This window comes from Paraburkholderia phytofirmans, from assembly GCF_046028095.1.
Taxonomy (GTDB): Bacteria; Pseudomonadota; Gammaproteobacteria; order Burkholderiales; family Burkholderiaceae; genus Paraburkholderia; species Paraburkholderia phytofirmans_A.
In genome coordinates this window covers 324044-350811 of sequence record NZ_JAQQDJ010000008.1, presented here as the reverse complement: position 1 = coordinate 350811, position 26768 = coordinate 324044, and the positions used below count along the sequence as shown (strand labels likewise).

At 64.6% G+C, this 26768-nt stretch carries 29 protein-coding genes; 7 read left to right on the top strand and 22 right to left on the bottom strand.

The window, feature by feature from the left end:
* Positions 1-32 precede the first annotated feature (32 nt).
* The 4 genes from PQR54_RS23565 (at position 33) to PQR54_RS23550 (ending at position 2895) form a co-directional block, all read left to right on the top strand.
* Positions 33-410 carry a hypothetical protein gene (locus PQR54_RS23565; RefSeq protein ID WP_408249831.1) on the top strand — a complete coding sequence of 126 codons (378 nt, stop codon included), beginning with the start codon at positions 33-35 and terminating at the stop codon, positions 408-410.
* Between the two features lie 40 nt (positions 411-450).
* Positions 451-966, top strand: coding sequence for a nuclear transport factor 2 family protein (locus tag PQR54_RS23560; protein WP_408249829.1), 516 nt, complete (start codon positions 451-453; stop codon positions 964-966).
* Positions 963-2087, top strand: a complete 1125-nt coding sequence (locus PQR54_RS23555) for an amidase (protein WP_408249827.1) — start codon at positions 963-965, stop codon at positions 2085-2087. The genes PQR54_RS23560 and PQR54_RS23555 overlap by 4 nt, the downstream gene beginning before the upstream one ends.
* A gap of 64 nt (positions 2088-2151) precedes the next feature.
* Positions 2152-2895, top strand: coding sequence for an SDR family NAD(P)-dependent oxidoreductase (locus PQR54_RS23550; protein ID WP_408249825.1), 744 nt, complete (start codon positions 2152-2154; stop codon positions 2893-2895).
* A 50-nt stretch (positions 2896-2945) separates the two neighbouring features.
* On the opposite strand, the gene PQR54_RS23545 is transcribed toward PQR54_RS23550, so the two are convergent.
* The gene (locus tag PQR54_RS23545; RefSeq protein WP_408249823.1) at positions 2946-3608 is read right to left on the bottom strand and encodes a response regulator transcription factor; all 663 of its coding nucleotides are present in this window, start codon (positions 3606-3608) and stop codon (positions 2946-2948) included.
* Between the two features lie 257 nt (positions 3609-3865).
* On the opposite strand from PQR54_RS23545, the gene hpaC reads away from it, so the two are divergent.
* Positions 3866-4405, top strand: coding sequence for a 4-hydroxyphenylacetate 3-monooxygenase, reductase component (gene hpaC / locus PQR54_RS23540; RefSeq protein WP_408249821.1), 540 nt, complete (start codon positions 3866-3868; stop codon positions 4403-4405).
* A 178-nt stretch (positions 4406-4583) separates the two neighbouring features.
* On the opposite strand, the gene hypB is transcribed toward hpaC, so the two are convergent.
* The 19 genes from hypB to PQR54_RS23445 form a co-directional block, all read right to left on the bottom strand.
* Complete coding sequence (gene hypB / locus PQR54_RS23535; protein ID WP_408249819.1) at positions 4584-5519, bottom strand: hydrogenase nickel incorporation protein HypB; 936 nt, start codon at positions 5517-5519, stop codon at positions 4584-4586.
* Positions 5519-5848, bottom strand: a complete 330-nt coding sequence (gene hypA, locus PQR54_RS23530; protein WP_408249817.1) for a hydrogenase maturation nickel metallochaperone HypA — start codon at positions 5846-5848, stop codon at positions 5519-5521. The genes hypB and hypA overlap by 1 nt, the downstream gene beginning before the upstream one ends.
* A 21-nt stretch (positions 5849-5869) precedes the next feature.
* A complete protein-coding gene (gene hypE, locus PQR54_RS23525; protein WP_408249815.1) occupies positions 5870-6952 on the bottom strand; it encodes a hydrogenase expression/formation protein HypE in 1083 nt (360 codons plus the stop codon).
* Positions 6949-8205 carry a hydrogenase formation protein HypD gene (gene hypD, locus PQR54_RS23520; RefSeq protein ID WP_408249813.1) on the bottom strand — a complete coding sequence of 419 codons (1257 nt, stop codon included), beginning with the start codon at positions 8203-8205 and terminating at the stop codon, positions 6949-6951. Before hypD ends, hypE begins: the two co-directional genes overlap by 4 nt.
* Entirely contained in the window at positions 8202-8918 is a 717-nt protein-coding gene (locus tag PQR54_RS23515; protein ID WP_408249811.1) for a D-sedoheptulose-7-phosphate isomerase, read from the bottom strand. Before PQR54_RS23515 ends, hypD begins: the two co-directional genes overlap by 4 nt.
* Positions 8919-8949: 31 nt before the next feature.
* Positions 8950-9225: a HypC/HybG/HupF family hydrogenase formation chaperone gene (locus PQR54_RS23510; protein ID WP_168794162.1), complete on the bottom strand. Its 276-nt coding sequence runs from the start codon at positions 9223-9225 to the stop codon at positions 8950-8952.
* Positions 9226-9255: 30 nt separating this feature from the next.
* Positions 9256-11667 (bottom strand): carbamoyltransferase HypF, encoded by a 2412-nt coding sequence (gene hypF / locus PQR54_RS23505; protein ID WP_408249809.1) that lies wholly within the window; start codon positions 11665-11667, stop codon positions 9256-9258.
* Between the two features lie 24 nt (positions 11668-11691).
* Positions 11692-11793 (bottom strand): DUF6893 family small protein, encoded by a 102-nt coding sequence (locus PQR54_RS23500; RefSeq protein ID WP_408249807.1) that lies wholly within the window; start codon positions 11791-11793, stop codon positions 11692-11694.
* A gap of 60 nt (positions 11794-11853) precedes the next feature.
* Positions 11854-12405 carry a hydrogenase maturation protease gene (locus PQR54_RS23495; protein ID WP_408249805.1) on the bottom strand — a complete coding sequence of 184 codons (552 nt, stop codon included), beginning with the start codon at positions 12403-12405 and terminating at the stop codon, positions 11854-11856.
* Positions 12402-13814 carry a hypothetical protein gene (locus tag PQR54_RS23490; protein ID WP_408249803.1) on the bottom strand — a complete coding sequence of 471 codons (1413 nt, stop codon included), beginning with the start codon at positions 13812-13814 and terminating at the stop codon, positions 12402-12404. Before PQR54_RS23490 ends, PQR54_RS23495 begins: the two co-directional genes overlap by 4 nt.
* On the bottom strand, positions 13811-14470 hold the full coding sequence (locus tag PQR54_RS23485) for a DUF6084 family protein (protein WP_408249801.1): 660 nt from the start codon (positions 14468-14470) through the stop codon (positions 13811-13813). The genes PQR54_RS23490 and PQR54_RS23485 overlap by 4 nt, the downstream gene beginning before the upstream one ends.
* Positions 14463-15101, bottom strand: a complete 639-nt coding sequence (locus PQR54_RS23480) for a DUF5947 family protein (protein WP_408249799.1) — start codon at positions 15099-15101, stop codon at positions 14463-14465. The genes PQR54_RS23485 and PQR54_RS23480 overlap by 8 nt, the downstream gene beginning before the upstream one ends.
* Positions 15098-15700 carry a NifU-related iron-sulfur-binding protein gene (locus PQR54_RS23475; protein WP_408249797.1) on the bottom strand — a complete coding sequence of 201 codons (603 nt, stop codon included), beginning with the start codon at positions 15698-15700 and terminating at the stop codon, positions 15098-15100. Before PQR54_RS23475 ends, PQR54_RS23480 begins: the two co-directional genes overlap by 4 nt.
* 8 nt (positions 15701-15708) lie before the next feature.
* Positions 15709-17523 carry a nickel-dependent hydrogenase large subunit gene (locus PQR54_RS23470; RefSeq protein ID WP_408249795.1) on the bottom strand — a complete coding sequence of 605 codons (1815 nt, stop codon included), beginning with the start codon at positions 17521-17523 and terminating at the stop codon, positions 15709-15711.
* Positions 17524-17575: 52 nt separating this feature from the next.
* Positions 17576-18634, bottom strand: coding sequence for an NADH-quinone oxidoreductase subunit B family protein (locus PQR54_RS23465; RefSeq protein ID WP_116117091.1), 1059 nt, complete (start codon positions 18632-18634; stop codon positions 17576-17578).
* A gap of 337 nt (positions 18635-18971) precedes the next feature.
* Positions 18972-20027 (bottom strand): HoxN/HupN/NixA family nickel/cobalt transporter, encoded by a 1056-nt coding sequence (locus PQR54_RS23460; protein WP_408249792.1) that lies wholly within the window; start codon positions 20025-20027, stop codon positions 18972-18974.
* Positions 20028-20162: 135 nt separating this feature from the next.
* A complete protein-coding gene (locus tag PQR54_RS23455) occupies positions 20163-20555 on the bottom strand; it encodes a copper resistance CopC family protein (RefSeq protein WP_408249934.1) in 393 nt (130 codons plus the stop codon).
* Positions 20556-20570: 15 nt separating this feature from the next.
* A complete protein-coding gene (locus PQR54_RS23450) occupies positions 20571-21467 on the bottom strand; it encodes a hypothetical protein (protein ID WP_408249790.1) in 897 nt (298 codons plus the stop codon).
* A 106-nt stretch (positions 21468-21573) separates the two neighbouring features.
* The gene (locus PQR54_RS23445; RefSeq protein ID WP_408249788.1) at positions 21574-22017 is read right to left on the bottom strand and encodes a DUF2946 domain-containing protein; all 444 of its coding nucleotides are present in this window, start codon (positions 22015-22017) and stop codon (positions 21574-21576) included.
* Between the two features lie 130 nt (positions 22018-22147).
* On the opposite strand from PQR54_RS23445, the gene PQR54_RS23440 reads away from it, so the two are divergent.
* Entirely contained in the window at positions 22148-23500 is a 1353-nt protein-coding gene (locus PQR54_RS23440) for a TAXI family TRAP transporter solute-binding subunit (protein ID WP_408249786.1), read from the top strand.
* Positions 23501-23515: 15 nt separating this feature from the next.
* On the opposite strand, the gene PQR54_RS23435 is transcribed toward PQR54_RS23440, so the two are convergent.
* Positions 23516-24247, bottom strand: coding sequence for a ProQ/FinO family protein (locus PQR54_RS23435; protein ID WP_408249784.1), 732 nt, complete (start codon positions 24245-24247; stop codon positions 23516-23518).
* Between the two features lie 177 nt (positions 24248-24424).
* Here PQR54_RS23435 and PQR54_RS23430 point away from each other — a divergent pair, with 177 nt between their 5' ends.
* Complete coding sequence (locus PQR54_RS23430; protein ID WP_408249782.1) at positions 24425-25348, top strand: LysR family transcriptional regulator; 924 nt, start codon at positions 24425-24427, stop codon at positions 25346-25348.
* Here the strand turns inward: PQR54_RS23430 and PQR54_RS23425 are convergent.
* Complete coding sequence (locus tag PQR54_RS23425) at positions 25345-26721, bottom strand: MFS transporter (protein WP_408249781.1); 1377 nt, start codon at positions 26719-26721, stop codon at positions 25345-25347. The two genes, PQR54_RS23430 and PQR54_RS23425, sit on opposite strands and share 4 nt — an antisense overlap.
* Positions 26722-26768: the final 47 nt, after the last annotated feature.

The window sequence follows — 26768 nt, the reverse complement described above, 5'->3', positions numbered from 1 at the left end:
CGCACAACCAGGATTGCAAGGAGCAACATCTCATGTCCGATACCTCTACGCTGCCGCTGCGTGTTCTGTTCTGCTGCGGCGTCACGCAGAATTTCTTCGACCTGCGGCGCGAACAGATCGGCGAAGTCTGGCAGGCTTACGGCAAGATGCTGGCCGCGATCGAGTCGATGGAAGGCGTCAAGGTGCTCGGCATCATGGACGATGACCGTCTCACCGTGGGCCATGCCGACAACTCGCCGTGGACCTTCTACATCATGGCCGACGTGCGCGATTTCGACACGACGGTCGCCGTGTGCAATCTGTATCGCACCACGCCGGTGGGCGAATACAATCTGTGGCGCTACGGCAAGATCGAAGCGCGTGTCGGACGCGCGCTGCAAGTGCCGCCGCAACATGCCAATGCGGCTTGAACACAACGGAGCACAACGGAGCATAACGGAGCGCAATGCAATGAACGCGAACCAGGATACGCTTGCCACGTTGACCGAACGGCTCGCCGCGCTCGAAGCCGAGTCAGCCGTGCGCCGCACGATGGCGCGCTATATGGCGCTATGCGACGTGCCGTCCGGCGCGCTCGAAGGCGAGACGCTCGTGGCCCTCTTCCGCGCCGACGCGATCTGGGAAGGCATCGGCCCACAGTACGCGAACAAGTTCGGCCGCCTGACAGGCCACGCTGAAATTCTCGCGATGCTCACGCGCTACCTGCCGCCCTCGCCGCATTTCTCGGTGAACGTGCACTTTCTCACGTCGGAGAGCATCGACGTGCAGGGAGCGAGCGCGAAAGGCCGCTGGATCATGCTGCAGGCCTCGGGCTATGTCGATGCTAAAGCCGAATTGATCTCGGCGCGCCTCGAAGTGGATTTCGCGCCCGCCGATAACGGCCGCGACTGGCTCATCACGCACTTTCGCACGGAGCGTCTGTTCGACGCGCCGTGGCAAGTCAACGCAAGGAAACCGCATCCATGAACGAGTTTATCCAGACGCTGTCGATAGGCGGCACCGGCCCGAGCATCGCGATCAAGGACACGATCGATATCGCCGGTTATGCCACCACCGCCGCGAGCCGTGCGCTCGCCGATACACCGCCCGCGCAACAGCATGCGGAAGTCGTCGAACGTTTGCTTTCGGCTGGCTGGCACATCGTCGGCAAGGCGAACATGCATGAGTTGGCGTTCGGCATGACCGGTATCAACGACTACACCGGCACGCCGCAGAATCCGCAAGACGCTGCGCGCATTCCAGGCGGATCGTCGAGCGGATCGGCGGCGGCAGTCGGCCTGAAACTCGCCGACGCCGCGCTCGGCACCGACACCGGCGGCTCGATTCGCGGACCCGCCGCATGCTGCGGCGTGATCGGATTGAAGCCCACCTTCGGGCGCGTGTCGCGGCTCGGCGTGGCGCCGCGAGAATCCACGCTAGATTGTGTCGGCCCGTTTGCACGAGACATGCGCACGCTCGTTGCAGCGATGCAGGCCATCACCGCGAACTTCGATGCGAACGCCGCGCATGCATGGCAAGGCGCGTGCAAGGTCGGCATCGTGCAGGCCGAGGCCGTGCCCGAAATCCTCGAAGCCGCGACACGCGCGGCCGACAAGGCAGGTTGTGTCGCGCAGACGCTGCCGCTTGCAGGACTCGCCGCCGCCTTCGACGCGGGCCTCGCCGTGATCAACGTCGAGACTTCGCGCGCATTCGGCCATCTGGTGGCAAGCGGCAAACTCGGCGCGGATCTCGACGCACGCTTGCGCGCCGCAGCCAACACCACCGCCGCGCAACTCGACGCAGCGGAACAGGTGCGCCGCGATTTCACCGCGGCGGTCGATCATGCTCTGGAAAACGTCGACGTGCTGATTCTGCCTACACTGCCCGCGCTGCCGATCACACTTGAACAGGCGCGCAGCGGCACGCCGGTGATCGCCATGTCGTCGCTGATCCGGCCGTTTAATCTGAGCGGCCATCCCGCGCTGAGTTTGCCGTTGCCGATTGGCGGCTCGCCGCTCAAGGCAGGTTTGCAGATTGTCGGACGCAAGGGACAGGATGAGCAGGTGTGTGCGATCGCGGCGCGTTTCGAAGCCGCCCTCGCCGCTTGATTCGCTTCGGCGATGCCTCGGGCCGCTCGAACAGCGGTCGTTATCTGGAAGTGGAGTGGATGTAATGCAGAAGAGAGTCGTTCTTGTCACCGGCGCCGCGCGCGGTTTGGGCGCCGCGATCGCCACGCGCTTTCACGCGGCAGGCTACGCGGTCGCCATCGGCGATATCGCGTTCGATGCCGCACAAGCGCTCGCGCGCCATCTCAGCGCCGACGGTTCCACTGCGTTCGCGCTGAATCTCGACGTCACCGTGAAAGCTGCCTTCACAGCGGCGCGCGACGCAATCCTGCAGCGTTGGGGGCGTATCGACGCGTTGGTGAATAACGCGGGTGCCTCCAAAGTTGTCTCCGTGATGGACATTACCGCCGAGCAATTCGATCAGGTCATCAACGTCAACCTGCGCAGCGTGCTGTTCGGCTGCCAGGTGTTCGGCCAGCAATTCGCCGACGTGGGCACGGGCCGCATCGTCAATATCGCGTCGCTCGCGGGACAGAACGGCGGCTCGGCAACCGGCGCGCACTATGCGGCCGCGAAAGGCGGTGTGATCACGCTCACCAAAGTCTTCGCGCGCGATCTCGGCGCCGCGGGCGTGACCGTCAACGCCATTTCACCTGGACCGATGGATCTGCCGATCGTGCATGAAAGCGTGGCGCCCGACAAACTGAAGGCGGTGATTGCGAACATTCCAGCGGGACGTCTGGGCTCAGCGGACTATGTCGCCGATGTTGCGGTGATGCTTGCTGCGGAAAATGCCTACTTCGCGAACGGCGCGTGCTGGGATGTGAACGGCGGACTCTTCATGCGCTGAAGCTGATGCGGATGCGGATGCGGTTGCGCGGAACACCACAGCGGCCGGCCTCAACGCTGCATGCCGCCCGTGTTCGCATCCTGATCCCACACCGCCATCACCTCGCGCACCAGCATCGCGATCGACGCCGCGCCGAGCTTGTCCTTGATGCTCGCGCGATGCACGTCGACGGTCTTCACGCTGATCGACAGATCGCTGGCAATGCGCTTGCTGCCTTTGCCGTCGATCACGCCGCGCAGCACTTCCTTTTCACGCGCGGTCAGCGACCCGATCCGCTTGCGCAACTCGCGCTGCTTCTGGCCGGCTACGTGACGTTGCGACGCAAGCTTCAACGCGTTTTGCACGCGGTCGAGCATCTGCTGCGAGTTATACGGCTTCTCGACGAAATCGATCGCGCCGTTTTGCAGCGCCCGCACCGACATCGGAATATCGCCGTGGCCGCTCACGAAAATAATTGGCAAAGTGACGCCCTGGCGATTCAATTTCGCTTGCACATCGAAGCCGCTTTGCTCCGGCATCCGCACGTCGAGCACGAGACAGGCAGGCACGTCCGCATCGAATGCGCCGAGAAACTCGCTCGCATTGGCGAAACCCGCCGACTTCACGCCGACCGATTCCAGCAGCCACGCGAGCGACGTGCGCATGCCGCTGTCGTCGTCGACGATGTAGACGATCGGTGCGAGGGGCGTAGTGGACGACGAGGGCTGGGACATGGTGGCTGTTGTAGATGCGATTCGAAGCGTAATACCCGGTCCATCATAACCAGCGGGAAAAGCGCTGCAAAGCGATAGTTACCCTGAAAGACTCATTAATCATGGTCCATGCGCCAGTGCTCAACCACACATTGGGGAAAGCTTTAGACGAACTGGGAAACACGCCTGCCCGCCTGCCGCTCGCGCGGATTTTTTTCCGCACGGCGATTGAGTACGCTTGAACCCAATCGCTCGACACTGCCCGAGGAATCTAAACGATGACGCCGACCCCACACGCGACTCCCGACGCCGAAGCTCACATCGACGTGAAACAGCAATTCCGTCAAGCCATGGCGCACCTCAGCGCCGCCGTGAACGTCATCACGACAGCCGGCCCGCATGGACGTTGCGGCGTGACCGCAAGCGCCGTGTGCTCCGTCACCGATACGCCGCCCACGCTGCTCGTCTGCCTGAACCGGTCGAGCGCGATGCACGCGACCTTCCAGAGCAACCGGCACGTTTGCGTGAACGTGCTGCCCGGTGAGCACGAACTGCTCGCGCGCCACTTCGCGGGCATGACCCAGGTGCCGATGGAAGAACGCTTCGGCTGGTCGATCTGGGATGAAGGCACGCACGGCGTGCCGGTCTTGCGCGACGCGCTGGCGAGTCTGCAAGGCGAGATCGTCGACCTGAAGGAAGTCGGCTCGCACTCGGTGATGTTCGTGAAGACCACACGCATCAGCGTGCGCAGCGATGGCGACGGGTTGATCTACTTCGATCGCAACTTCCATCGCATCAAACGCGTGGCGTCGCATTGACCCATGAAGGCGTCGGGAACGGACTCGACGGGGAACCAGGCGGTGCCGCGATCAACGGGCCGTCGCTTCGGCGGATGATAAACAGGCGGTAGTGCGGATCGGAATGCGGCATAAATTCTGATTCTCGCTCACAGAAGCGGTGGCCCAACGTGTATATGCGATAGCCCCGCTCTTCACTCTACGCGTGAATCGAGGTTGCTCTCGTCCGCAACCAACCATACCACCCGTCCATCCCCTCCCCGCTCTGCGCCGACACCTGGAAAATCTCCAGTTGCGGATTGACACGCTTCGCATACCCGATACACCGCTCTACATCGAAGCGCAAATGAGGCAGCAAGTCGATCTTGTTCAGCAACAACAACGAACACGCCCGGAACATATGCGGATACTTGATCGGCTTGTCCTCGCCTTCAGTCACCGAAAGAATCAATACCTTGGCCGCTTCACCGAGATCGAATAACGCCGGACACACCAGGTTGCCGACGTTTTCGATCATCACCACCGAATGCAACGGCGGGTCGAGTTGCGTCAATGCCCTCGACGCCATCTCCGCGTCGAGATGGCATCCGGTGCCGGTGTTGATCTGCACGACCCGCGCGCCGGTTGCGCGAATCCGCTCGGCGTCGTTGAGCGTAGCCTGATCGCCTTCGATCACCGTCAGCGGGAACGCGTTACCCAGGTCGCGGATCGTCCGTTCGAGCAAGGTCGTCTTGCCGGCGCCTGGCGAGCTCATCAGGTTCAGCGCGAGTATCGAACGGCCGGCGAGCCAGCCGCGATTGTGTTCGGCCAGCAGCTGGTTCTTTGCCAGGATGTCGCGTTCGAGGTCGATCGAGGTGCTGTGTTCGTGGTAGTGGTCGTGTTCGTGATGATGGTCTTGGACATCTCCATGCGCATGCTCGTGATCATCGCGTTGGCTGTGCGAATGTGAGTGTGAGTGTGCATGCGAATGGCCACCGACACCCGCACGCGTATGCTCGCCAACTCGCCGATACACGGTTGCAGCCGAGCCCGCGCTACCGCTTTCCGACCGCGCCTGTGCACCACCCGCCACCGCCTCATCCAGATCGGTCACCGGCGCGCTCTGCGTATTCGAACATCCGCATGTCGTACACATCACACCACCTCCATCTGCCGGATCTTCAACTGCTGACCGGAAATCAGTTCGAGACTCTCGCTCCCGCAAGCACACTGCCCGTACGGCACGTCGAGCGCGAGCGTCGCACCGCACGTGAGACAGCGCGCTTCGCCCGGCATCACGACGATCTCGAGCGTCGCGCCTTCCACCGACGTATCCTTCGCGCACACGTCGAAGCAGAACCGGATCGCCTCCGGCATCACCGCCGACAGTTGCCCGATCTCCAGCGTCACGCGTCGCACGCGCGCACCATGCGCCTGTTCCGCGCAAATCTCGACGACGCTGTTCGCAATGCTCAACTCGTGCACGCCGCGCTCCCTTTTGACCGCTCAGCAGATACGGGGCAGTTGCTCGCCCACCAGCATATCGACGATGCGTTGTCCGCCGAACACCGTCTGCATGACGACGAGTCCGCTCGCCTCCGCCTCGCTCCGCTCGACCGTGCCGATCGCCGCCGCCTCGCGTCCCGCCGGATGCGCGCGCATGGCCGCCAGCACACGTTCGGCGGCATCGGCGGGCACGACGGCCACCAGCTTGCCTTCATTGGCGAGATATAGCGGGTCCAGGCCGAGAATCTCGCAGGCGCCCTTCACCTGTTCACGCAAGGGCAGCGCTGCTTCATCGAGCCGTATCGTCACGTTCGAGCTTTGCGCGAACTCATTGAGCACGGTCGCGACACCGCCGCGCGTTGCATCGCGCAGACAGTGAATCTGCGGGCACGCGTCGAGCATGGCCGCGATCAGGCCGTTGAGGGGACAGCAGTCGCTCTCCATGTCGGCTTCAAGGGCAAGCTGCTGACGCGCCACCAGAATCGCCGCGCCGTGATCGCCGAGATACCCGTTGACGATCACCACGTCGCCGGGACGCGCGTGGCGCGCCGAGATCGCGACATCGCGGCGCACCACGCCAATGCCCGCGGTGTTGATGAACAGCTTGTCGGCGCAACCGCGTTCCACCACTTTTGTATCGCCCGTGACGATCGCGACGCCGGCTTCGAGCGCGACACGCTGCATGCTCGCCGCTACGCGGCGCAGAAGATCGACGGAGAATCCCTCCTCGATCACCACCGCGCACGACAGATATAAAGGCGTCGCGCCGCACACCGCCAGGTCGTTCACCGTACCGGACACCGCGAGCGTGCCGATGTCGCCGCCCGGAAAGAACAGCGGATCGACCACGTAACTATCGGTCGTAAAGGCAAGCCGGTCGCCGTGCGCGGCGAGATCGGCAAGCGCGAAAACGGCCTGATCTTCCAGCGCCGCGAGCGTGGGATTGTCGAACGTCGACACGAACACGTCTTCGATCAGATCGCGCATTGCGCGGCCGCCGCCGCCGTGCGCGAGATTGACGGAGGCGTCCCGCACGCGGCGTGGCGCGCTGGTTTTGATCGAGGTGGCGGCACGGTCATTCATGGGCCGCCTCGCACGGTAGAGGTGGCGAGCATCGCCGCAGCAGGCGCATCGGCCACGCCACCGGCGCCGGGACACGGCACTACCTGCGTCGCTAATTGAGTCGCCGCTTGCCGCGCCGCGCGCCGTTCATCGATACGCGACGTATCGATCCGCCCATAGTTGTAATACGCCGCGCAAGCCCCTTCGCTCGACACCATCAGCGCGCCGAGCGGCGACTCGGGCGTACACGCCGTGCCGAACACCTTGCATTGCTGCGGCTTGATCACGCCCTTGAGCACCTCGCCACATTGGCAGGCTTTCGGATCGGCGATCTTCAGATTCGGCACCGCGAACTTGCGCTCGGCGTCGAATGCCGCGAACGCCTCGCGCATCCGCACGCCGGAATGGTCGATCGAGCCGAGTCCACGCCATTCGAAAAACTCACGCATCTCGAACACGCGCGCCACCGCCGACAACGCCTGCGCGTTGCCATCCTCCGGCACGATGCGTCCATACTGGTTCTCGACCTCGCAGCGGCCATCCGCGATCTGCCTGAGCACCATCCACATCGACTGCAGCACGTCGAGCGGCTCGAAACCGGCCACCGTGATCGGCTTGCGATAGTGCCGCGCGATGAAGTCATACGGCCGCGTGCCGATCACCATGCTGACATGTCCGGGGCCGAGAAAGCCGTCGAGGTGCAAGTCCGGCGAATCGAGAATCGCCTTGATAGTCGGAATGATGGTGATGTGATTGCAGAACAGCGAGAAATTCGTGACCTTTTGCGCGTGTGCCCGCAAGACGGTCATCGCAGTGCTCGGCATGGTCGTCTCGAAGCCGAGGCCGAAGAAGATCACCTCGCGGTGCGGATTGAGTTGCGCGATTTTCAATGCGTCGAGCGGCGAATAGACCATGCGCACGTCGGCGCCGTCGGCCTTCGCCTTGAGCAGGCTTTTCTTCGAACCGGGCACGCGCATCGCGTCGCCGAAGGTCGTGAAAATCACTTCCGCACGCTCCGCCAGCGCGACGCAATCGTCGACACGGCCCATCGGCAGCACACACACCGGGCAGCCAGGACCGTGAACGAACTCCACGGCGTCGGGCAGCAGTTGCTGGATGCCGTAGCGGAAAATCGTGTGAGTGTGGCCGCCGCACACCTCCATGATTTGCAGCGGCCTTTGCTTCGCGCGCTCGATGCGCGACACCAGCGCGCGGATTTCCTTCGCGAGCGTTTTCGCCTTGTCCGGGTCGCGAAACTCATCGACGTATTTCATGGCGCGCCTCCCAAGGCCACCTTGGCCGCCGTAGCCGAAGCGCCGAGACCGCCGCGATCGTCGGCGAGCAGCGTATGCACGAGATCCCACAGAATGTGATAAATCGCGACATGGGTCTCCTGCACGCGATGAATGCTGTCGCTTCTCACCACGAGGCAATGATCGAGCGCGGCGCTCGTGGCCATGCGGCCGCCGTCGTGACCGGAGAGTCCGATGGTCAGCAGTTCCATCTCTTTCGCCTTCGCGAACGCGGCCAGCAGGTTCTCCGAATTGCCGCTCGTCGACACGCCGATCAGCGCGTCGCCGCGCCGTGCCTGCGCCACCAGTTGCCGGACGAAAATATGATTGAAGCCGACGTCGTTGCCGACCGCCGTCAACATGGCCATGTCGGCGACGAGATTGACGGCGGTGAGCGCGGGCCGTCCCGTCGTGACGGGATGCAGAAACTCGACCGCGATATGCGCCGCGTCGCAACTCGAACCGCCATTGCCCATCGCGAAGAGCCGTCCGCCACGGCGATACACGCCGGCAATCGCGTGAGCCACGCGCACGACCTCGGGCGCGCTTTCCTCGAAGAAACGCGTTTTCGCATCCACGCTGTCCTGCGCCTTGCTACGCACCGATTCGAGCAAGGCGGCGTCGAGCCGCTCCGCGTCCTGATGCGCGCCATGCAGGAACGGATACAGCGCTTGCAGCGATTCGTGTTCAGGCATGACCGGTCTCCGTGTGCGGGTGCCGGCGCGCTCACGGCGCGCCGCGCAGCTCATCCATCTCGCCCTGCGCGACGCCCAGTTCATGCAGCAGCGCAAGCGTGCGCGCCGCCTCCTGCTCGTCGACGCGGCTCATCGCAAAGCCGACATGCACCAGCACCCATTCGCCGACGCACGCGCTTGCCGGCCGGTCTTCGTCGATCACGAAGGCGATGTTGATCACGCGCCGCACACCGCCGACATTGACGAGCGCGAGATCGTTCGCCGCATCCGTCACTTCGACGATCTGCCCTGGGATGCCCAGACACATGTCGCTCTCCCCTCTATCCCGTGCCAACCATCAACCCTCGTCGCGCTGCCGCGCCGCCGCGATGACCGCCTGCCCGAGCGACAATCCGCCGTCGTTGGCCGGCACCTGGCGATGCGTCAGCACGCGAAAACCCGCTTCGTTGAGGCGCGTGGCGACCTGTTCGAACAGGACGCGGTTCTGGAACACGCCGCCCGATAGCGCGACGCTGCGCGTGTCGGCCGGACCGGTCAGCAGATCGGCAAGACTCTCCACCATGCGCACGATCGCGATCGCCACGCCCTTGTGAAAACGCGCCGCGATCACCGGCACGGGCGTGCAGCGCAGCAGATCGTCGAGCAAGGCTTCCCACATCGGCCGGGGTTCGATGCAGCGCAACCCGCCCGGCATGGTGTTGGTCAGTTCGAACGGATACGCATGCGCGTCGCTGTCGTTGCGCAGCGTGTGCTGATCGACCAGCGCCTCCAGTTCGATCGCGGCCTGACCTTCGTAAAGCACGCGCTCACGGCACACGCCGAGCGTGGCCGCCACCGCGTCGAACAGACGGCCCGCCGAACTCGCGAGCGGGCTGTTCACACGCTGCGCGATCATCGAATCGAGCGCCGCGCGCGGACGGCTGCTCAGGAACTGCTGCATCTCCAGACCGCTGTAGTGGCGCGTGAATCCGTACCAGTCGAAAGCCGCCCGCAGATGCGCGTAGGCATTGCGCCACGGCTCGTCGATGGCGCGCGTGCCGCCCGGCATCGCTACCGGTTTGAAGCGGCCGAGGCGCGTATAGCCGCGATAGTCGGCCAGCATGAATTCGCCGCCCCACAACGTGCCGTCGTCGCCGTAACCGAGGCCGTCGAGCGCGACGCCGAGCATCGGCAACGCATCGAAGGGGACGCCGTTCTCGGCCATGCACGCGGCGAGATGCGCGTGATGATGCTGCACTTCGATCACCGGAATCTGTGGGGCTTGCGCGAGCTCGTAGCCGATCTTGCGCGACAGATACTCGGGATGCAGGTCGAGCGCGATCGCCTGCGGTTCATGCTCGAACAGACGCAGATACTGCGCCACCGCGCGGCGATAGTCCGCATATGTGAGCGCGTCTTCCAGATCGCCGATGTGATGCGAAACGATCGCCCGCGCATCTCGCGCGAGGCAGAAGGTGTTCTTGAGTTCGCCGCCCATCGCCAGCACTGCGGGGGTGTCGGCGAAACCTTTGGGCAACAGCAGCGGCGCCGGCGCATAGCCGCGCGCGCGCCGCACGATCCGCGCCGTTCCCTGCACCACGCGCGCGACCGAATCGTCGACCCGGCGGGAAATGTCGCGGTCGTGCATCAGGAAGACATCGGCGATACGGCCGAGACGCGCGCGGGCGTCCGCGTTGTCGATGCACGGCGGCTCGTCGCTGGTGTTGCCGCTCGTCACGACCAGCGCGGAATCGATCGACTCCATCAGCAACCGATGCAGCGGCGTGGTCGGCAGCATGAAGCCCAATGTGCCGACGCCCGGCGCAACACTCGGCGCGACGCATTCGACGCCATCGGCAGACAGAATCACGATGGGTCCGCCCGCGCTCGCGAGCAGCGCGTGCTCGGCCTGGTTCGCTGTGCAATACCGCTGCACGGCTTGCAGATCGCGCGCCATCAGCGCAAAGGGTTTGCGCTCGCGCCGTTTCAGCTGCCGCAGACGCGCGACCGCGGTTTCATCGTTCGCATGGCAGGCCAGCTGAAAACCGCCCAAGCCCTTGATCGCGACGATCGCGCCATGCCGCAGCAACTGGCTCGCCGCGCGGCACGGGTCGTCGCCGCGCACACGCCCGCCGTCGCGACTCTCCAGCCAGACACGCGGGCCGCATGCGGGGCACGCGACCGGTTGCGCGTGAAAGCGCCGGTTGGCGGGATCGTCGTATTCCGCGCGGCACGCGTCGCACATGGCGAACGCCGCCATCGTCGTATTGGCGCGATCGTAGGGAATGGCCTGCACGATCGATAGCCGGGGGCCGCAGTGCGTGCAGTTCGTAAAGGGATAGCGGTAGCGGCGGTTCGCCGGGTCGGCGATATCCGCCGCGCAGTCGGCGCAGATGACCGCGTCGGGCGTGACGCCGGTTTGCACAGGGCCACGCACGCTCGGCACGATACGAAAGTCATTCGCTCCGGCCGCCTCGTTCAACTGATGCCGCTCGATCGCGTCGATCCGCGCGAGCGGCGGACACTCGGCGCTCAGGCTGTCGATGAAACGCTGCAGCATCCGCGCGTCGCCCCATGCGTGAATCAGCACGCCGTCGCTGTCGTTGCACACGTCGCCGACCACGCCGCAGGCATGCGCCAGCCGCCACACGGTCGGCCGGAAGCCGACGCCCTGCACCAGCCCGCGCACGCGGATCTCTTCACCAACCGGTCCCGCGACCGCCGGATGCTGCGTCGAACCCGGCCCGGCGGGCTGTGCATGCGTGCTCATCGCCATCTCCCTGACCGTTGCCGCCTACATGTTGCGAATGCGGATATAGCGCTTGATGTCCTTCATATTCGCCAGCACGCCGACCACCAATGCCGGCAACAAGAGGTACCTGAAAAAGCCTTTCATGATGTCTCCCGCTTCAGTTATTCGACGCCGTATGCATGACGTGTCCGCGCACCGCGCATATCAGGCCACGCGCGCGGCGCGCTGCGCGAGCCTCGCCGTCACGAGCCGCACCACTACTTCAGCGGCCTGCTCCACCGCAGCCGCCACGGGGCGGCTCAAACTCATTCGCCCTTCTTCGCCTTCTTCGCAACCGAAATCCTGCGGCTCGCAGCCGAGCACGACAATGTCCTCGCAGCAGCCGCCGAGCATGCGCACGGTTTGCAGCACCTTGGCCGGGTCCATCTCATGCGGCAACATCAGGATCGGCAACGCGTACGGATCGTCGCTTGCTGTACTGTCCGGCTCGTCGACGGACGGCTCGATCACGTACAGCGTGCCGGGCGCGCCGCCACGCTGCGTCGCGTCGATCAGGATCGCGCAGTCCACGCCGTCGAGCAGCGCGTAACACAGATCGACGCCGCGAATGCCGAAGTCCGCGACGTCCACGTCCGCCGCGAATCCCGGCAGGTCGCCCGCGGCCAACTGTTGCAGCAAACGCCGCACCACTTCGACGCCGAAGCCGTCGTCGCCGAGAAACACGTTGCCGATGCCGGCCACCAGAATCGCGCTCATACGAGCCCCCGCCGTGCGCCGGCGGCCTGGCCGAGCGGCTCGATCTCGTCCGGCCCGAAGAAGAACCGGTGGCCCGGCATGCGCTGCACGCCGAAGTCCTTGCCCGGATCGTCGTCGATGGTCACGGCAACGTGCACGTGGTCGTCGAAATCGCGTTCGATCGATTCGATCGTCGCGACCATGCCGCTCAGCGCGATATCGAAGATGTCTGCGCGGCCGCGCGGGCGCAGGCGCACCTGATCGCCGATGCGGATCTCCACGCCCGCGACCCGCACGCAGGCAAGGTGCGGTCGCGCATCGAGTTCGGCCCACGGCGAGACGGGCGCGGCGGACTGTGCGGGAGAAATCGGCGCGCCCACGCTCGCCGCGTCGAGCGCGCGTACCTGCCGCAAGGTGCCGTGCAGCTTCTGCATCTGCTCGGCGCCCAGACCTTCGGTGCGCGCGAGCAAGGCGCGAGCGCGCTCGTCGGTGGCGACCATTTCGCGCTTTTCATCGTCGGTCATGGTGAGAATGCGCAGCGTGAGAATCTCGTCGATCTCCGTGGCGTCGAACAGATCGCCTGCGCTTTCGGGCGCGATCTGCGGGAAGTCGTAGAGGATGATCGGCGAGGCGAGCATGGTGTCGGGCCGCTGTTCATCGCCGACCAGCACCGGCCACACGCCGATATTGCGGCACGCGGCCGACGCCGCCGCGAGGTCGTCGGGCGGATCGATCGACGAGATCCATGTGCCGCGCTCGATGCTCAGCACCGTATGGCACGACACCAGCGCATACAGCGACGCGGCATCGCGCGTGAGGTTGCGCGCCTGCCCGAGCGGCGTCTCGTTGACGATGCGCACCTTCAGCCGGTAGACGCCCGCCGCCACGCTCGCCGCACTGATTTCGACGCGGCCTTGCAGCGCCGCACGCGTGCGGCGCAACGCACCGCGCAGCCTGCCATGCCGGTCCGCCAGCGGTTCGAGTTCATTGCCGGCATCGAGTGAAAACGGAATCTCGCGCGGCGCATTCAGCAAGTCGCCGAGCGCCAGCACGGGCAGCGCGAGGTGCCGTTCAGCCGCTTCCTGCCACGGCGTGTAGCGCCGTTCGTCGATGTCGAGCCGGGACACCGTGCGCCATGCCGGCTCGCCCGACTCCGGCCGCACCGCGGCGTTCGCCGGGACGTCCAGCACCGTCCGCTCGATCACCTGCAAAAAGCCGGGCCGCACGGCCACGCGCGTGTGCTCGCCGCCGCGCAGCAGACACTCGCTTTGCGTCACCCACGGATCGCTGCCGGATACCTCCGCATAGGCGCGCGGATAAACGCCGCCGAAGGTCCAGCGTTGCCGGTTCTTTACCGAAGTCGGCCGGTACGGATACAGCATGTAGCCTTCATACAGCACCGCCTGCACCACGCTCTCGACCGCGTTCACGATATGTCCTCCTCGAGCTTGTCGAGCAGGCTCGTCACCGCCTGCTCCCAACTCGTCAGACCGCCACGGGTTTTAAAACGCGAGAGGCGATCGAACACGTCGCGATGCAGGCATAGCCACGCGCCGTTCGGGTAATAGCGAGCCATCATGTCGCGCCATAGCGCCACCGGCAGACGGTACGCCGCCTCCTTGTGCCACGGAATCGGCGCGGCCTGCAATGCGCCGTCGGGCTCGCGATAGAACACGGTGCCGCTGAACTGCAGCATCAGCGGAATCTCGCCCTCTTCCAGGCCGTGAAAATATTTGGTGGCGGCCACATTGAAGTCGTAGCTGCACGGCACGCTCAGATCGAGCGTGCATTCGCCGGTGAACGGCGGCGCGACCGCCGACGCATGCGTCCACAGCATCGTGCGTAACGTATCGCCCCAACGCCGCGGAATGCCGAACAGGTCTTCGAGCCCGTACTGCTCGGCGGGCGCGTAGCGGCGTTTCGCGGCTTCGATCTGGATCTGGCATTGCAGCACGATGCTGGCGATCTCGCGCTGCGCCGAAGGGTCAGCCGCCGTATCGACGATATGCAGCTTGAACATCAGCAGCGGCGCCGCCGCAAACGGCACCACTTCCGCCGACTCGACGGTGAATGCGAGATCAGGCATGGAGCAAGCCCTCCGGTACGCGGCCCTGGGTCTTCAACGCGGCGAAGAAACGATGAATCGCGTCCCAGGCCTGCCGGCCGCCCGAGACGCCGCGCCAGCGCGCGCGAATCACGCCGGTCAGCGCATAGCATTGGTCGATCGGCACACGGTAATACTCGCGCGCGCCTTCGCTGCGGTTCACGAGCAGCGCTTCGACGTCGGGCTCCAGCTGCGCGAGCCACGGATTGTCGGCGACGAGTTCGGTCCACGCCTGCAGATCCAGCAGCGACTGCGTGCCGCCCGCCGGTCCGGGATACAGCGCGACGATATGTTGCGCCGAACTGTCGTGATAGAAGAAAGCCATGTCGATGGGAATCGCCAGCGCGTCCCACTGCGCGTCGCTCATGCGAAAGCCGTCGAGATAATGCGCGTCGCGCGGCACCGGACGATAGCGTGCGTTCTGCTGATTGCCGAACAACAATGCGCAGGCACGGCAGCAGCAATGCAGTTGTCGTTTGGCGATTTCGAACAGATGAGGATGGTCGGCCAGCAGCAGCGCGCCGCATAACTCGCAGTGCGTGTCGTCGGCTTTGCGCACGAAATGGCGCACGGCCGCGACCCAGCCGCGCGTCGTGGCGGCGGCGGGTGTCATTGCGCGCCGGCCTCGGTCCGGCTGGGTAACTTGGTGGGCTTGGTGTGGGTTTCCGTGTGCGCCTCGGTGTGCGGATTGGGCACGAAGCGCAGTTCATGCACGTTGACGTCCTGCAAGCCCGCGATGTCGACGCGCATCGCCTCAGGCGCCGCTTCGAAAATCGCCAACTCGATTTCCTGCTGCAGTTCGCCGACTGAATTGTGCTTGCCTTGCAGACGCCCGGCCACTTTCACACGCACCGCTTCTTCCGCGGCGCCGAGCAATTCGATCTGGATGCCTTGCACGCCGAGCAGCGGCCGCATCTTCTCCACCGCACGCGACACACGCGTCGGCAAGTCCTGCGGGTGCAAACCGTGCAACAGTAAAAGCGCCGACACCCCGGCGTCGCGTTCGAACGCTTCGACCATGGCGTCGTCCATTGCTCCGGCGCACGAGACGATCTCCAGCAGCCGCGCGAGCCCGTTCGTATGCAGATCGAGCACCACCTGCAGCAGTTCCTGTGCGCTCTCGCGCGCCGTCGGATCGTCGAGCGTCTCCAGCGCCGCGATCAGTTCCTCGATACGGCGCTGCTGGGCGGCGACCGCCCGCTGGTCGCTCATCCCGGCGCTCACGTATGCGCTCCCTGCATCACGCCGAAGGTCGGCGAGTGCGAGGCGTCGATGGTCTTGCCGTTGCCCACGTACATATGCACGCCGCACGGCAGGCACGGATCGAAGCTGCGCACCGCGCGCATGATGTCGATGCCCTTGAACTTGTCGGGGCCGTTCTCTTCGAAGATCGGCGTGTTCTGCACCGCGTCTTCATAAGGTCCGGGCGTGCCGTAGATATCGCGCGGATTGGCGTTCCATGGCGTAGGCGGATACGGATGATAGTTGGCGATCTTGCCCTCGCGAATCACGAGATGATGCGAGAGCACGCCGCGCACCGCCTCATGAAAGCCGCAGCCGAGGCCTTCTTCGGGCACCGTGAAATCGCTGAACGTGCGGGTGCGGCCCGCGTGCAATTCGGCGAGCGCCTGCTCGGCGAAATACAGCGCCGCGGCTGCCGAATAAGCCTGAAAGTAAGTGCGGGCGCGATCGCGTTCGATCGCATTGCTCCACTTCGGAATCTTCCATTCGAATTCGACTTCGGGCTTGAGCGCGGTCTTCGGCAAATAGATCTTCACGCTGTGACCGGTCGCTTTGATATAGCCGATATCCACCAGTCCCGCCAACGCCGTAGACCACAGGCGCGCAATCGGACCACCGCCGGTATCGAGCGCGAGGTGGTCGCCCGTGCGCTTGTCGAGCCAGCGCGGCGACATGACCCACGTATAGTTGCCGTCGAATTTGCGCTTCTGCGGATGCGGCAGCGTGGTCTGATTCCACGGATGCTTGCGGTCCACCGGATTGCCGAGCGGGTCGTTCTTCACGAAGGTTTCTTCGTGATCCCAATCGTCGTAATAGGAACTGCCGAGCAGGATGCGAATGTTCAGGTTGATGTCGACGAGGTCGGTCGTGATCAGCTCGCCATCCACCACCACGCCCGGCGTGACGAACATGCCGCGGCCCCATTGCGTCATGGTGTTGTAGTTGTAGTCGCACACGTTCGGGTCTTGGAACGAGCCCCAGCAGCCGAGCAGAACACGGCGCCGGCCCACTTCTTCATAACCGGGCAGTGCCTCGTAGAAGAAGTCGAACAGATCGTCGTGCAGCGGCACGACCTTCTTCATGAACTCCACGTATTTCATCAAACGCGTGATGTAGTCGGTAAAGAGCTGAATGGTTGGCACGGTGCCCACGCCGCCGGGATACAGCGTCGACGGATGCACGTGGCGGCCTTCCATCAGGCAGAACATTTCGCGCGTGTAGCGGCTCACCATCAGCGTCTCGCGGTAGAACTCGCCGGTAAACGGATTGAGCGCGGTCATGATGTCCGCGATGGTTTTATAGCCGTGCTTGTCCGCATGCGGCGCGGGTGTTGTCTGCGCCTTGGCCCACACGCCCGGATTGGTTTCCTTGACCATCGTCTCGCAGAAGTCCACGCCCACCAGATTGTCCTGGAAGATGTTGTGGTCGAACATGTATTCGGCCGCTTCGCCGAGATTGACGATCCACTCGGCGATCATCGGCGGCTTCACGCCGTAGGCCATGTTCTGCGCGTAGACCGAGCAGGTCGCGTGATTGTCGCCGCAAATGCCGCAGATCCGGCTCGTGATGAAATGCGCGTCGCGCGGGTCCTTGCCCTTCATGAAAATGCTATAGCCGCGAAAGATCGACGACGTGCTGTAGCATTCCGCGACCCGTCGGTTCGCAAAATCGATCTTGGTGTAAATCCCCAGACTGCCGACGATCCGCGTAATCGGATCCCAGTTCATTTCGACCAGCTTGCCCGGCGCTGCCTGGGTGGTGCTGGTCGCTTCAGGTGCGGTGCTGACGGCCATGACCTTCTCCTGCTGACTATGCTGACGACACTGACTGCGCGAATCCGCCCGCTCAGCGACGGTAACCGGTGGTGAGTTCCGAACGGTTGTGACGCCATTTCGGCTCATCGTTGAGCGTGTTTCTGGTCAGTTTGCGCAAGCTGCGGATCAGCGGGCCATAGCTCCTGATCAGATTCGACGACAGCACCGCGCCGGGCGGCTCGTCCATGAACGGCATGAACTTGTCCGGAAAGCCCGGCATCGTGCAGCCGATGCAGATGCCGCCCACGTTCGGACAGCCGCCTATGCCCGCCATCCAGCCACGTTTGGGCACGTTGCATTGCACGACCGGTCCCCAGCAGCCGAGCTTGACGATGCAATTCGGGCTGCCGTATTCGGTCGCGAAGATCGCCTGCTCGTACGAACCCGCCCGGTCGCAACCGTCGTGCACGGTGCGGGTGAACAGCCACTTCGGCCGCAACGCGTCGTCGAGCGGAATCATGGGTGCGAGGCCCGCGAGCTGATACAGCAGATAGAGCAGCGTCTCCATGAAGTTGTCCGGCTGCACCGGGCAGCCCGGCACGTTGACGATCGGCAGGCCCGCTTTCGACTTCCAGTCCCAGCCGAGATAGTCGGCGAGACCCATGCAGCCGGTCGGGTTGCCTTGCATCGCGTGAATGCCGCCATACGTCGCGCAGGTTCCCGCGCCGACCACCGCCAGCGCGCGCGGCGCGAGCCGGTCGAGCCATTGCGGAATGGTGATCGGGTCGCCTGTGTCAGGGTCGGTGCCCAGGGCGGCCCAATAGCCCTCGCGATTGATCCGCTCATTGGGAATCGAGCCTTCCATCACCAGCACGAAGTTATCCAGCTCGCCACGCGCGGCCTGATGAAACGGCTTGAGAAACTCGTCGCCGTTTTCGTACGCCAGTACGGGATTGTGTAGATGGACCTTCGGCAAGCCGGGAATCGCGCCGAGTATCACGTCCTCGATACTCGGCTGGGTGGCCGCGGTGATGGACACCGAATCGCCGTCGCAGCCGAGGCCCGCGGTAATCCAGATGATGTGCACTTCCTTGAGGGCCGGCGCGTGCTGAGTCTTGCGCCCATAGGGGACGTTGTCTGCTTCCGCCATGATGTGTCTCCACTACGTTCACGTTCTTTTTGGACAAGCAAAGATACGTGGCGAGCGCCGCACGGCAGTCACGTGTCCAGCAATCGATCAGGGATAATTTCCGCGTGGGGAGCGGTTAAAAAGATCGGATTTGCTGCATGTTTTCGTTTGAATGGTGCTCATCGCAATGAGCCCGAAAAACTTGTTCGAGTATAGTTCAGCGATACGAAATACCCCAATTTTCATGGCTTTTTCGCGAAACTTCGCGCGCCGCGATAGCCGCATCCACGCACCCTGTTCAATTCTCTGACGATAGACCCTAAGGGTTGGGGCTACGCTTATTTTTCATGCGCCGTCATCAGGAACGGATTTCCATTTCGCCGACTCGCTGCCACTTGTAAACCGCCGCGGACAATAACCATGCGGCCGCGAAAACGCCGGCGATCGCATAGCCGAGCATGCCGAAGTGATCGTTGAGAACCGCCACGGTCTGCCAGAATCCGCCATTCAGATGCAGCTTGCCGGCCGCGAGCCCAAGGCCTTCGATGCTGCCGACCAGCAGCGCCACCAGCACCGAAATCGTCGTGATGGTGAGGTTGTAGTAGAGCTTGCGCACCGGCTTAACGAAGGCCCAGCCGTAGACGCCCAGCATGAGGATGCTGTCGGTGGTATCGATCAGCGTCATGCCCGCGGTAAACAGCACCGGGAACACGAGGATCGACCAGATCGACATGCCTTGCGCGGCGCCCGCCGCGGAAATGCCGAGCAAGCCGACTTCGGTCGCGGTATCGAAGCCGAGGCCGAACAGAAAGCCGAGCGGGTACATATGCCAGCTTCGTGTGATCAGGCGAAACAGCGGCTGGAAGATGCGAGCAAGAAAGCCGCGATTGGCAAGCAGCATGTCGAGATCTTCGTCGACGTACGGCTCGCCGCGGCGCACGCGCCGAAACGCGCGCAGCACGGTGCGCAGCACGATGAGGTTCAGCAGCGCGATGGCATACAGGAAACACGTCGACACGAGCGTGCCGATCATTGCGCCCGTATCCCTGAATCCGCTCAGCCGGGTTTGCAGGACCATCGCGGTAACGGCAATGCCGAGCGTCGCCAGTACGACGATGGTGGAATGGCCGAGCGAGAACATCAGCCCTGCGGTCAGCGGACGCTGGCCGGACTGCATGAGCTTGCGCGTGACGTTGTCGATGGCGGCGATGTGGTCCGCGTCCACGGCGTGCCGCAAGCCGAGCGAATAAGCCAGCAGGCAGGAACCCATCAGCAGCGGATAGCCGCGAAACGCCACGAAGGCCGCGAGCCATGCGGCGAGATTGAAGGTCAGCAGCAACGCGTAGAGCCAGGCGATCCGCCGGCGCTGATGGCCCGGCGCCGCTGTCGGGAACGCCTTTACGGACTCCGTCATGTGTTCTTCTCCTCGGAGCGAAGGCGAAGGCGGCTGCTTTGCACAACCAGGCGCTCAAAGCTTCTTTTCGATAATAGACCTTTTCAGACGCTGCGCCATCGCCCGATGGATGACGCAGCGCATCACCGCTTCAGGCTATTTCACATTGAACGCATAGTCGCCATGGGTGCGATGTCCGTCCGACGCGACGGCCACCCAGTGCACCGTGTAGTGACCAGCCGCGAGCGTCGGCAGCGGCACCGTGATCAATGCCCGCTGATGCTCATCGACTGTGGCCTTCTCCGTGTTGACCTGCTTGCCGCTCGCGTCGGTCACCGTCAGCGAACTGAACGCCGCTTCGAGCGGGCCGTCGAACGTCACCCGCACCTGCGCGGGTGAGGCCACCGTCGCGCCGGCTCCTGGCTCCTGCTTCTGCGGGAACACATGCGCGAAAGCCGCGCTGGCGAATGCAAGGCCCACGAACAGCGCCGCCAGTTTCGCCACGGCGTGTGTGCCACGCAAACGTGCAGGTTTCATCGTGTCATTCATCATCACTCTCCTGCTTTACTGGAACAGCGGTTTGCCGATCGTGGTCGGTGCGACGTCGTCGAAGAAGATATGCGCCTGGACCAGAATGCCCACATGCGAGCCGCTCGCACGATTGATCGGGATTTGCGCTTCCACGCCGAACTGCCCATAACGGTTGATCCAGATGAAGCCCGGATTGACCGTGCCGGTCGTCTGCCCCTGGCTGCGCGATAACGGAATTTCCACCAGCGGAATCAGATTGGCGAACGGTTGCGGCAGACCGACATCGCGCACGTGCTGCTGCAGATACGGCAAGCTGTATTGGACGGTGAAGCCGTAGTTGAAGGCGTTCGGCTGTCCCGCGCCGGTGGTCAGCGCCGGACCCGCTTCGCCGGTGATCGCGATCGGCCGCAGATACGCGAGCGACTCGGGCAGATCGCCCATGCCCTTGCCGACGTAAACCGTCGGCGAGATCGTCGAGAAGTTGTCGGCGATCGCGCGGCTGCCCGTGCCGCCGAGTTCGGCATCCACGCCGACCGAGGTCATGAACTCGTGCGCGTCGTTGACGTACAGCAGGTACTTCAAGCCGACGCCAAAGTTGTCGAAGCCGCGCGCCCGCGGGTTGTTCTGCATCGCATACGTGCCGTCGACGGACACCGCGAGCCGCGACGTGATCAGCTTGTCGTACTCGAAGTCGAAGGTGTTGATGCTCTGGTCGCCGTTGTCGCCCGGCACGCGTTGGTGGCCGAATTGGAGGTTGGCTTCGTCGCCGACGCCGGGGTCGTCGACAGCCATCGTCGCTGGGAAAACGCGGTTGCCCGCGATGGCGTGGGCGCCGGCAAACGTTGGCGCGCACAGCAATGCGCCGGCAGTAGCGACGAGAAGCGCCGCCGAGCGCAGCGGTTGCGCACGGGGCGTTGAGTGGATACGCATGGTTGATCCTGTTTCATGGGTCGTGACAATGCCGGCGCGCACAGTCGACAGGGACGTGCGGCGGCAGCCGCGATGCATTCGATGCATCGCGCCGTGGTGACTCGAATCAGGATGCGGACGGAGGGGCGCGGGGTTGCGCGAAAGTGAGCGGCTCGACGCGGCGCACGCTTTCGAAGCGGGTCGCGACGGTGTGCTGCAAAGCGCGGACGGTGACGACGAACAGCGCCTCGACGCTCGGCACGGCCGGCATGTGGGCGAGCAGGCTGCAATATCCGCAGGCGTCGCCGTCGGACATAGCGGTGTGGCCGGTGTGTTTGTCGGCTGCCTGATCGGGCACGCTCGACGTGACAGACGACGCGTCTGGCATGTCCGTCTGCATGGAGTCCATCGCCCCCATCGACGCCATCGACGGCATATCGCAATGCTCGTCCGACATGGCGCTTTCATCGGCGCGCGCGGCGAGCGTGTGCGAGATGGTCGGCGCGAGCGTGGCCATCAGGATCGCGAACAATCCCAGCCAACTGCCGATCTTCCGATAGAAACGACTCACGATGCGCCCGGCGACACGATGGGGAAGCTGTCGCGGATTATGCCACGGTCAATAGAGCAAACTGCCGACGGCAAACCCGCCACGGACAGTGGACAATGCGTTTCATCCCGGCTCCCGGCACGGAGTGTCCATGAAACCGCAGCGCCCGCGTCCCCCGCAGTTTCCCGGCGAAGAGCCGCATGCCGAGTGGCGCGACCATACTCTGCTCTATGCCGTCGTGGCGGCCCTCATCATACTCATGGTCACACTCGCCGTCTGGCTGGTCGATCCGGCGCCGCCCAAGACGATCACCCTGAGCGCCGGGCCGCATGACAGCTCGTTTTTCGTCGCCGCCGAGCAGTACAGGAAAATCCTCGCCCGCAACGGCATCAAGCTGAACGTGCTGGAGTCCGACGGCTCCGTGCAGAACCTGCAACGTCTGCTGGACCCGAAGCAGCGCGTCGACGTCGCGCTCGTGCAAGGCGGCGTGGCCGACGGCCTCGACACCTCGTCGCTGATGTCGCTCGGCAGCGTTTTCTATATTCCGGTGGTGGTGTTCTATCGCGGCTCGGGCTTGAGTCAGCTTTCGCAACTGGAAGGCAAACGGATCGCCGTGGGCCGCGAAGGCAGCGGCACGCGCATGCTGGCGCTCAAACTGCTGGATGCGAACGGCATCGAGCCGGGCGGCGACACCACGCTGGTCCCGAGCGACGGCCTGCAAGCCGCCACCCAGCTGGTGGCGGGCGACGTGGATGCGGCGATCCTGAACGGCGACTCGGCCACGCGCGGATTAATGCTGCGCCTGCTCAAGGTGCCCGGCGTGTCGGTGATGAACTTCGCGGAGGCGAGCGCCTATACGCGTCTTTTTCCCTATCTGGACCAGATCGACCTGCCGGCCGGCGTGCTGGATCTGAAGCGCCGGATTCCGCCGGAAACGGTGCATCTGATCAGCCCGACCGTCGAGCTGGTGGCCCGCACCACGCTGCATCCGGCTATTTCCGATCTGCTGATCGAGGCGGCGCAGGAAGTGCATGGCATGCCGGGGCTGCTGCAGCGAGCGGGAGAATTTCCGAGTCCGGTCGCGCGTGAATATCAGATCAGCGAGGACGCGCAGCGTTACTACAAGACGGGCAAGAGCTTTCTGTACCGCACGCTGCCGTTCTGGCTGGCGAGCATCGGCGACCGTACGCTGGTTCTGCTGCTGCCGATGGCCGTGCTGCTGTTCCCGGCCATGCGCCTGATTCCCGCGCTCTACCGCTGGCGGGTGCGCTCGCGCATCTATCGCTACTACGGTTCGCTGATTGCGATCGAACGCGGCGCGCTCGCCGATTCGACCGACGAGGAGCGCAAGCGGCTCTTCGCGGAACTGGATCAGATCGAGGATTCGTTGAATCGGCTGCGCATGCCGCTCGCTTACGCCGACGCGTTCTATGTGCTGCGCGAACACGTCGGCTTCGTGCGCAGCCGGCTGGGGGCTGCGCCGCGGCAAGGCAGCCACGCCTAGGCGGCGTGGCGGGTTTTACGCTTCGCGGGTGGCGGGTGAGTCGGACGGTTCGGCACTGGCTTGCGCGGCGGCTTCAGCGTTCGGCTGCGCGGCTGTCTCGGTGGACGCTTGCGCGACTACCTCGGCCGCCGCTTCCGCGCCTGCCTCGCCGGTCGCATTCGCCGCGCCGGCTGCCGCCTTCGCCGCACCCCTGCCCGCGCGATGCGCCTGCAGACGCTGCGCACCGGCGGCCTCCTGCGCCGTGACCTTACCGGCCTCCGCGCCCGTCAGATCGACGCGCGCCGCGCCTTCCACCAGAGATTTCCAGTAGCGGCTGCCACGGCACCACGTCTTGATCGCGTCGCGCAACTCTGCTTCGCTCAGCGACAAGTCCTTGGCGTGCACCACGAGGTCTTCGAAAATACCGACCTTGAGCGGCAGCTTGGGCGCCGGATTCTTGGGGAACGCAATGGGGAAGCGCTTCTGCAGCCGCCCGATCGATTTCACCACCGGGTCCACCGGCTTCGCATCCACCGCCGGTTTGGCGTCGGAGGCGGCTGCGGGCGCGGCACGGCGCGGCGGCGCGGGCTTGCGGGCAGGCCTCGCGCCCGGCTTGGCCGCATCTTTGGCAGCGGGCTTGGAAGCGTCCCTGGCCGGCTTGGATGCGTCCTTCGAAGCAGGCTTGGCGCCGGACTTCGCGGCAGGCGCAGCCTCGCGGCGAGCCGCGGCCAGTTGCTTCTTCAGTTCAGCGAGTTGTTCGAAACCCATAGCGCACAATCGATCGAGAAAGACGAGATTGTAGCAGCGTAAGGAAACCCGTTCGTGACGACGCCGCGCGAGCGCGCACGCAGGCTTGCGCGTACGCCCGGCGCGCTGCGTATAAACTCGATGTTTGCGGCGCTTTCCGCCGTCCTTCTCCCCTTCCCGCCTCCGCACCCGCGCTTCATGGACCTCAAGCAAATCCACTATTTCATCGCGCTTTTCGAAGACGGCTCCGTCACGCGCGCGGCGAAACGGCTCAATATCGTCCAACCCGCGCTCAGCATGCAGATTTCGAAGCTCGAAACCGAATTGCACCAGAAACTCTTCGAGCGCGGCCCGCACGGCATGACGCCGACCGACGCGGCGCGCCAGATGTACCGCCTGTACACGCCGATCATGCGCGACATCGAGCGGGCGCGCGACCAGCTGAGCCGGCAGGACGCGATCGTGACGGGGCGCGTGTCGCTCGGCATGGTGTCGTCGGAGGCGGAAAGCGTGCTGCCGGAGTCGCTCGCCAGGTTCAACGCGATGTTCCCGCAAGTCGAAGTGTCGGTCGCCGACGGCTTCAGCGCGCAGTTGATCGACGCGGTAGAAGCCGGCCGGCTGGATGCGGCCATCATCAACAAGCCGCGCGGGCGCCTCACGCTCGACGTGGTGCCGCTGGTCGACGAGGAAATGGTGCTGGTGACCAGTGCCGCGCTAGGCCCCGACCTGCCGCCGGCCGTCGATCTCGCGCAACTGGCCGACATCGAGCTGGTGCTGCCGACCCGCCGCAACGGCCTGCGCGGCGTGCTGGACGCGGCGCTCCTGGCCGCGGACGTGGTCATCAAGCCGAAGTTCGAGATCGACCTGCTGAACACCATCGTGCAGTTCGTCGAACAGAGCAGCGTCGCGACGATCCTGCCGCGCGTGGTGGTTCAGCGCAAGGTCGACGAAGGCGTGCTGTGCGCGCGCACCATCACGTCGCCGCCGATCGTGCGGCACATCATCCGCGTGAGCCATCCGAAGCGGCCGATCGGGCCCGCGGCGCACGCGCTGATCGAGATCATCGGCGAGGAGATCCGGCGGGTGACGACCGGCGTGCCCGCCGACCCATCCGGGAGTTAAACCGGCTCGCGCACCGCGCTCTGCTCGAGGCGGCCGCGCGTTTCCGGCACGACGAACGCGCCGATCAGGAAAATCACGCTGATCGCCCCGACGAAGATCGCCAGCGTCATCGGCAACTCGCTCGCGTCTTTGGCCACCAGCGAGACGGCGGTCGGCATCATCCCGCCGATCGCAAAGCCGATGTTCCACGAGAGCCCGGTGCCGGTCGCGCGAATCGCGGTCGGGAAGCGTTCGTTCAGGAAGATCAGGATCGGCGCATAGCCCGCGCTGCCGAGCGCGCTGAGAATCACCGCGTAGACGCCGATCATGGTGATGCTCTGCGCGGTGGGCAGCAGCAGGAACAGCGCGGGCAACGCGAACAGGCGAATCACGCCGAGCCAGATGAAAGTGCTCTTGCGCCCGATAAAGGTGCTCAGATGCCCCGCCGCCACCGACGCGATCACCACCGCCACGCTGCAGATCAGCAGGATCCCCGCCGCCGCGCCGTTCGGCGCGTGGCTCACCACCTTGAGGAAGGTGGGCAGATAGCCCGAGGTCAGGTAGTAGCCGCTGCCGCCGCCGATGGTCAGCAGCAGGTTGACCAGAAGGATCGACCGATAGTCGCGGGAAAACAGCGTGCGCAACGGCGAGCGCACGATTTCGACCGGCGTGTCGAGATTCTGCGCGGCCGCCTTGGCGGCTTTATCGGCAGCGAGCTTCTTCCACAGCGGCGACTCTTCGAGGCTGCTGAAGACGAACAGGCCGAGCACCGAGCTGATGATGCCGGTGAAGAACATGCAGCGCCAGCCCCATACATCGAACGCTGCGCCGGGGAATAGCGCCGACATCGCCAGATACGTGAGCGAGGCGAGCAACGCGCCGAGCCCCGCTCCGCCGCCGCCGATCAGCCCCGACACGGCGCCGCGATATTTCGGCGCGACCGATTCGGTGCCGATGGTGTGCGTCGACGCCACCACACCGCCCACGAACACGCCCTGCACGAGCCGCAGCATGAGGAACAGGATCGGCGCGACGAGACCCACCTGCGTGACGGTCGGCAGCAAGCCGAACGCCGCAGTGGAAAGGCCCACGCCGACCACGGCGATGATCATCGCGCCCTTGCGTCCATGCCGGTCCGCGTACGAGCCGAACCATGCCGAACCCAGCGGGCGCATCAGCAGCGTCACGGCAAACGACGCATACACCGCCGCGAGCGAGAGCATTGCGTGCTCGGATGGGAAAAACAGCCGCCCGACCACTGGCGCGACGAACAGCAACACGAACAGATCGAACAGATCCAGTGCCCAGCCGAGGCACGAGGCCATTACCGCACCCATCACTTGTCGCTGGTCAACCGCGGGCAAGGCGGCGCCATTTTGCGCTGCTACGGACATCGTCATCTCCTTGACTATCAGCGGGGCGTCTCTCGATCGCCCCGTTT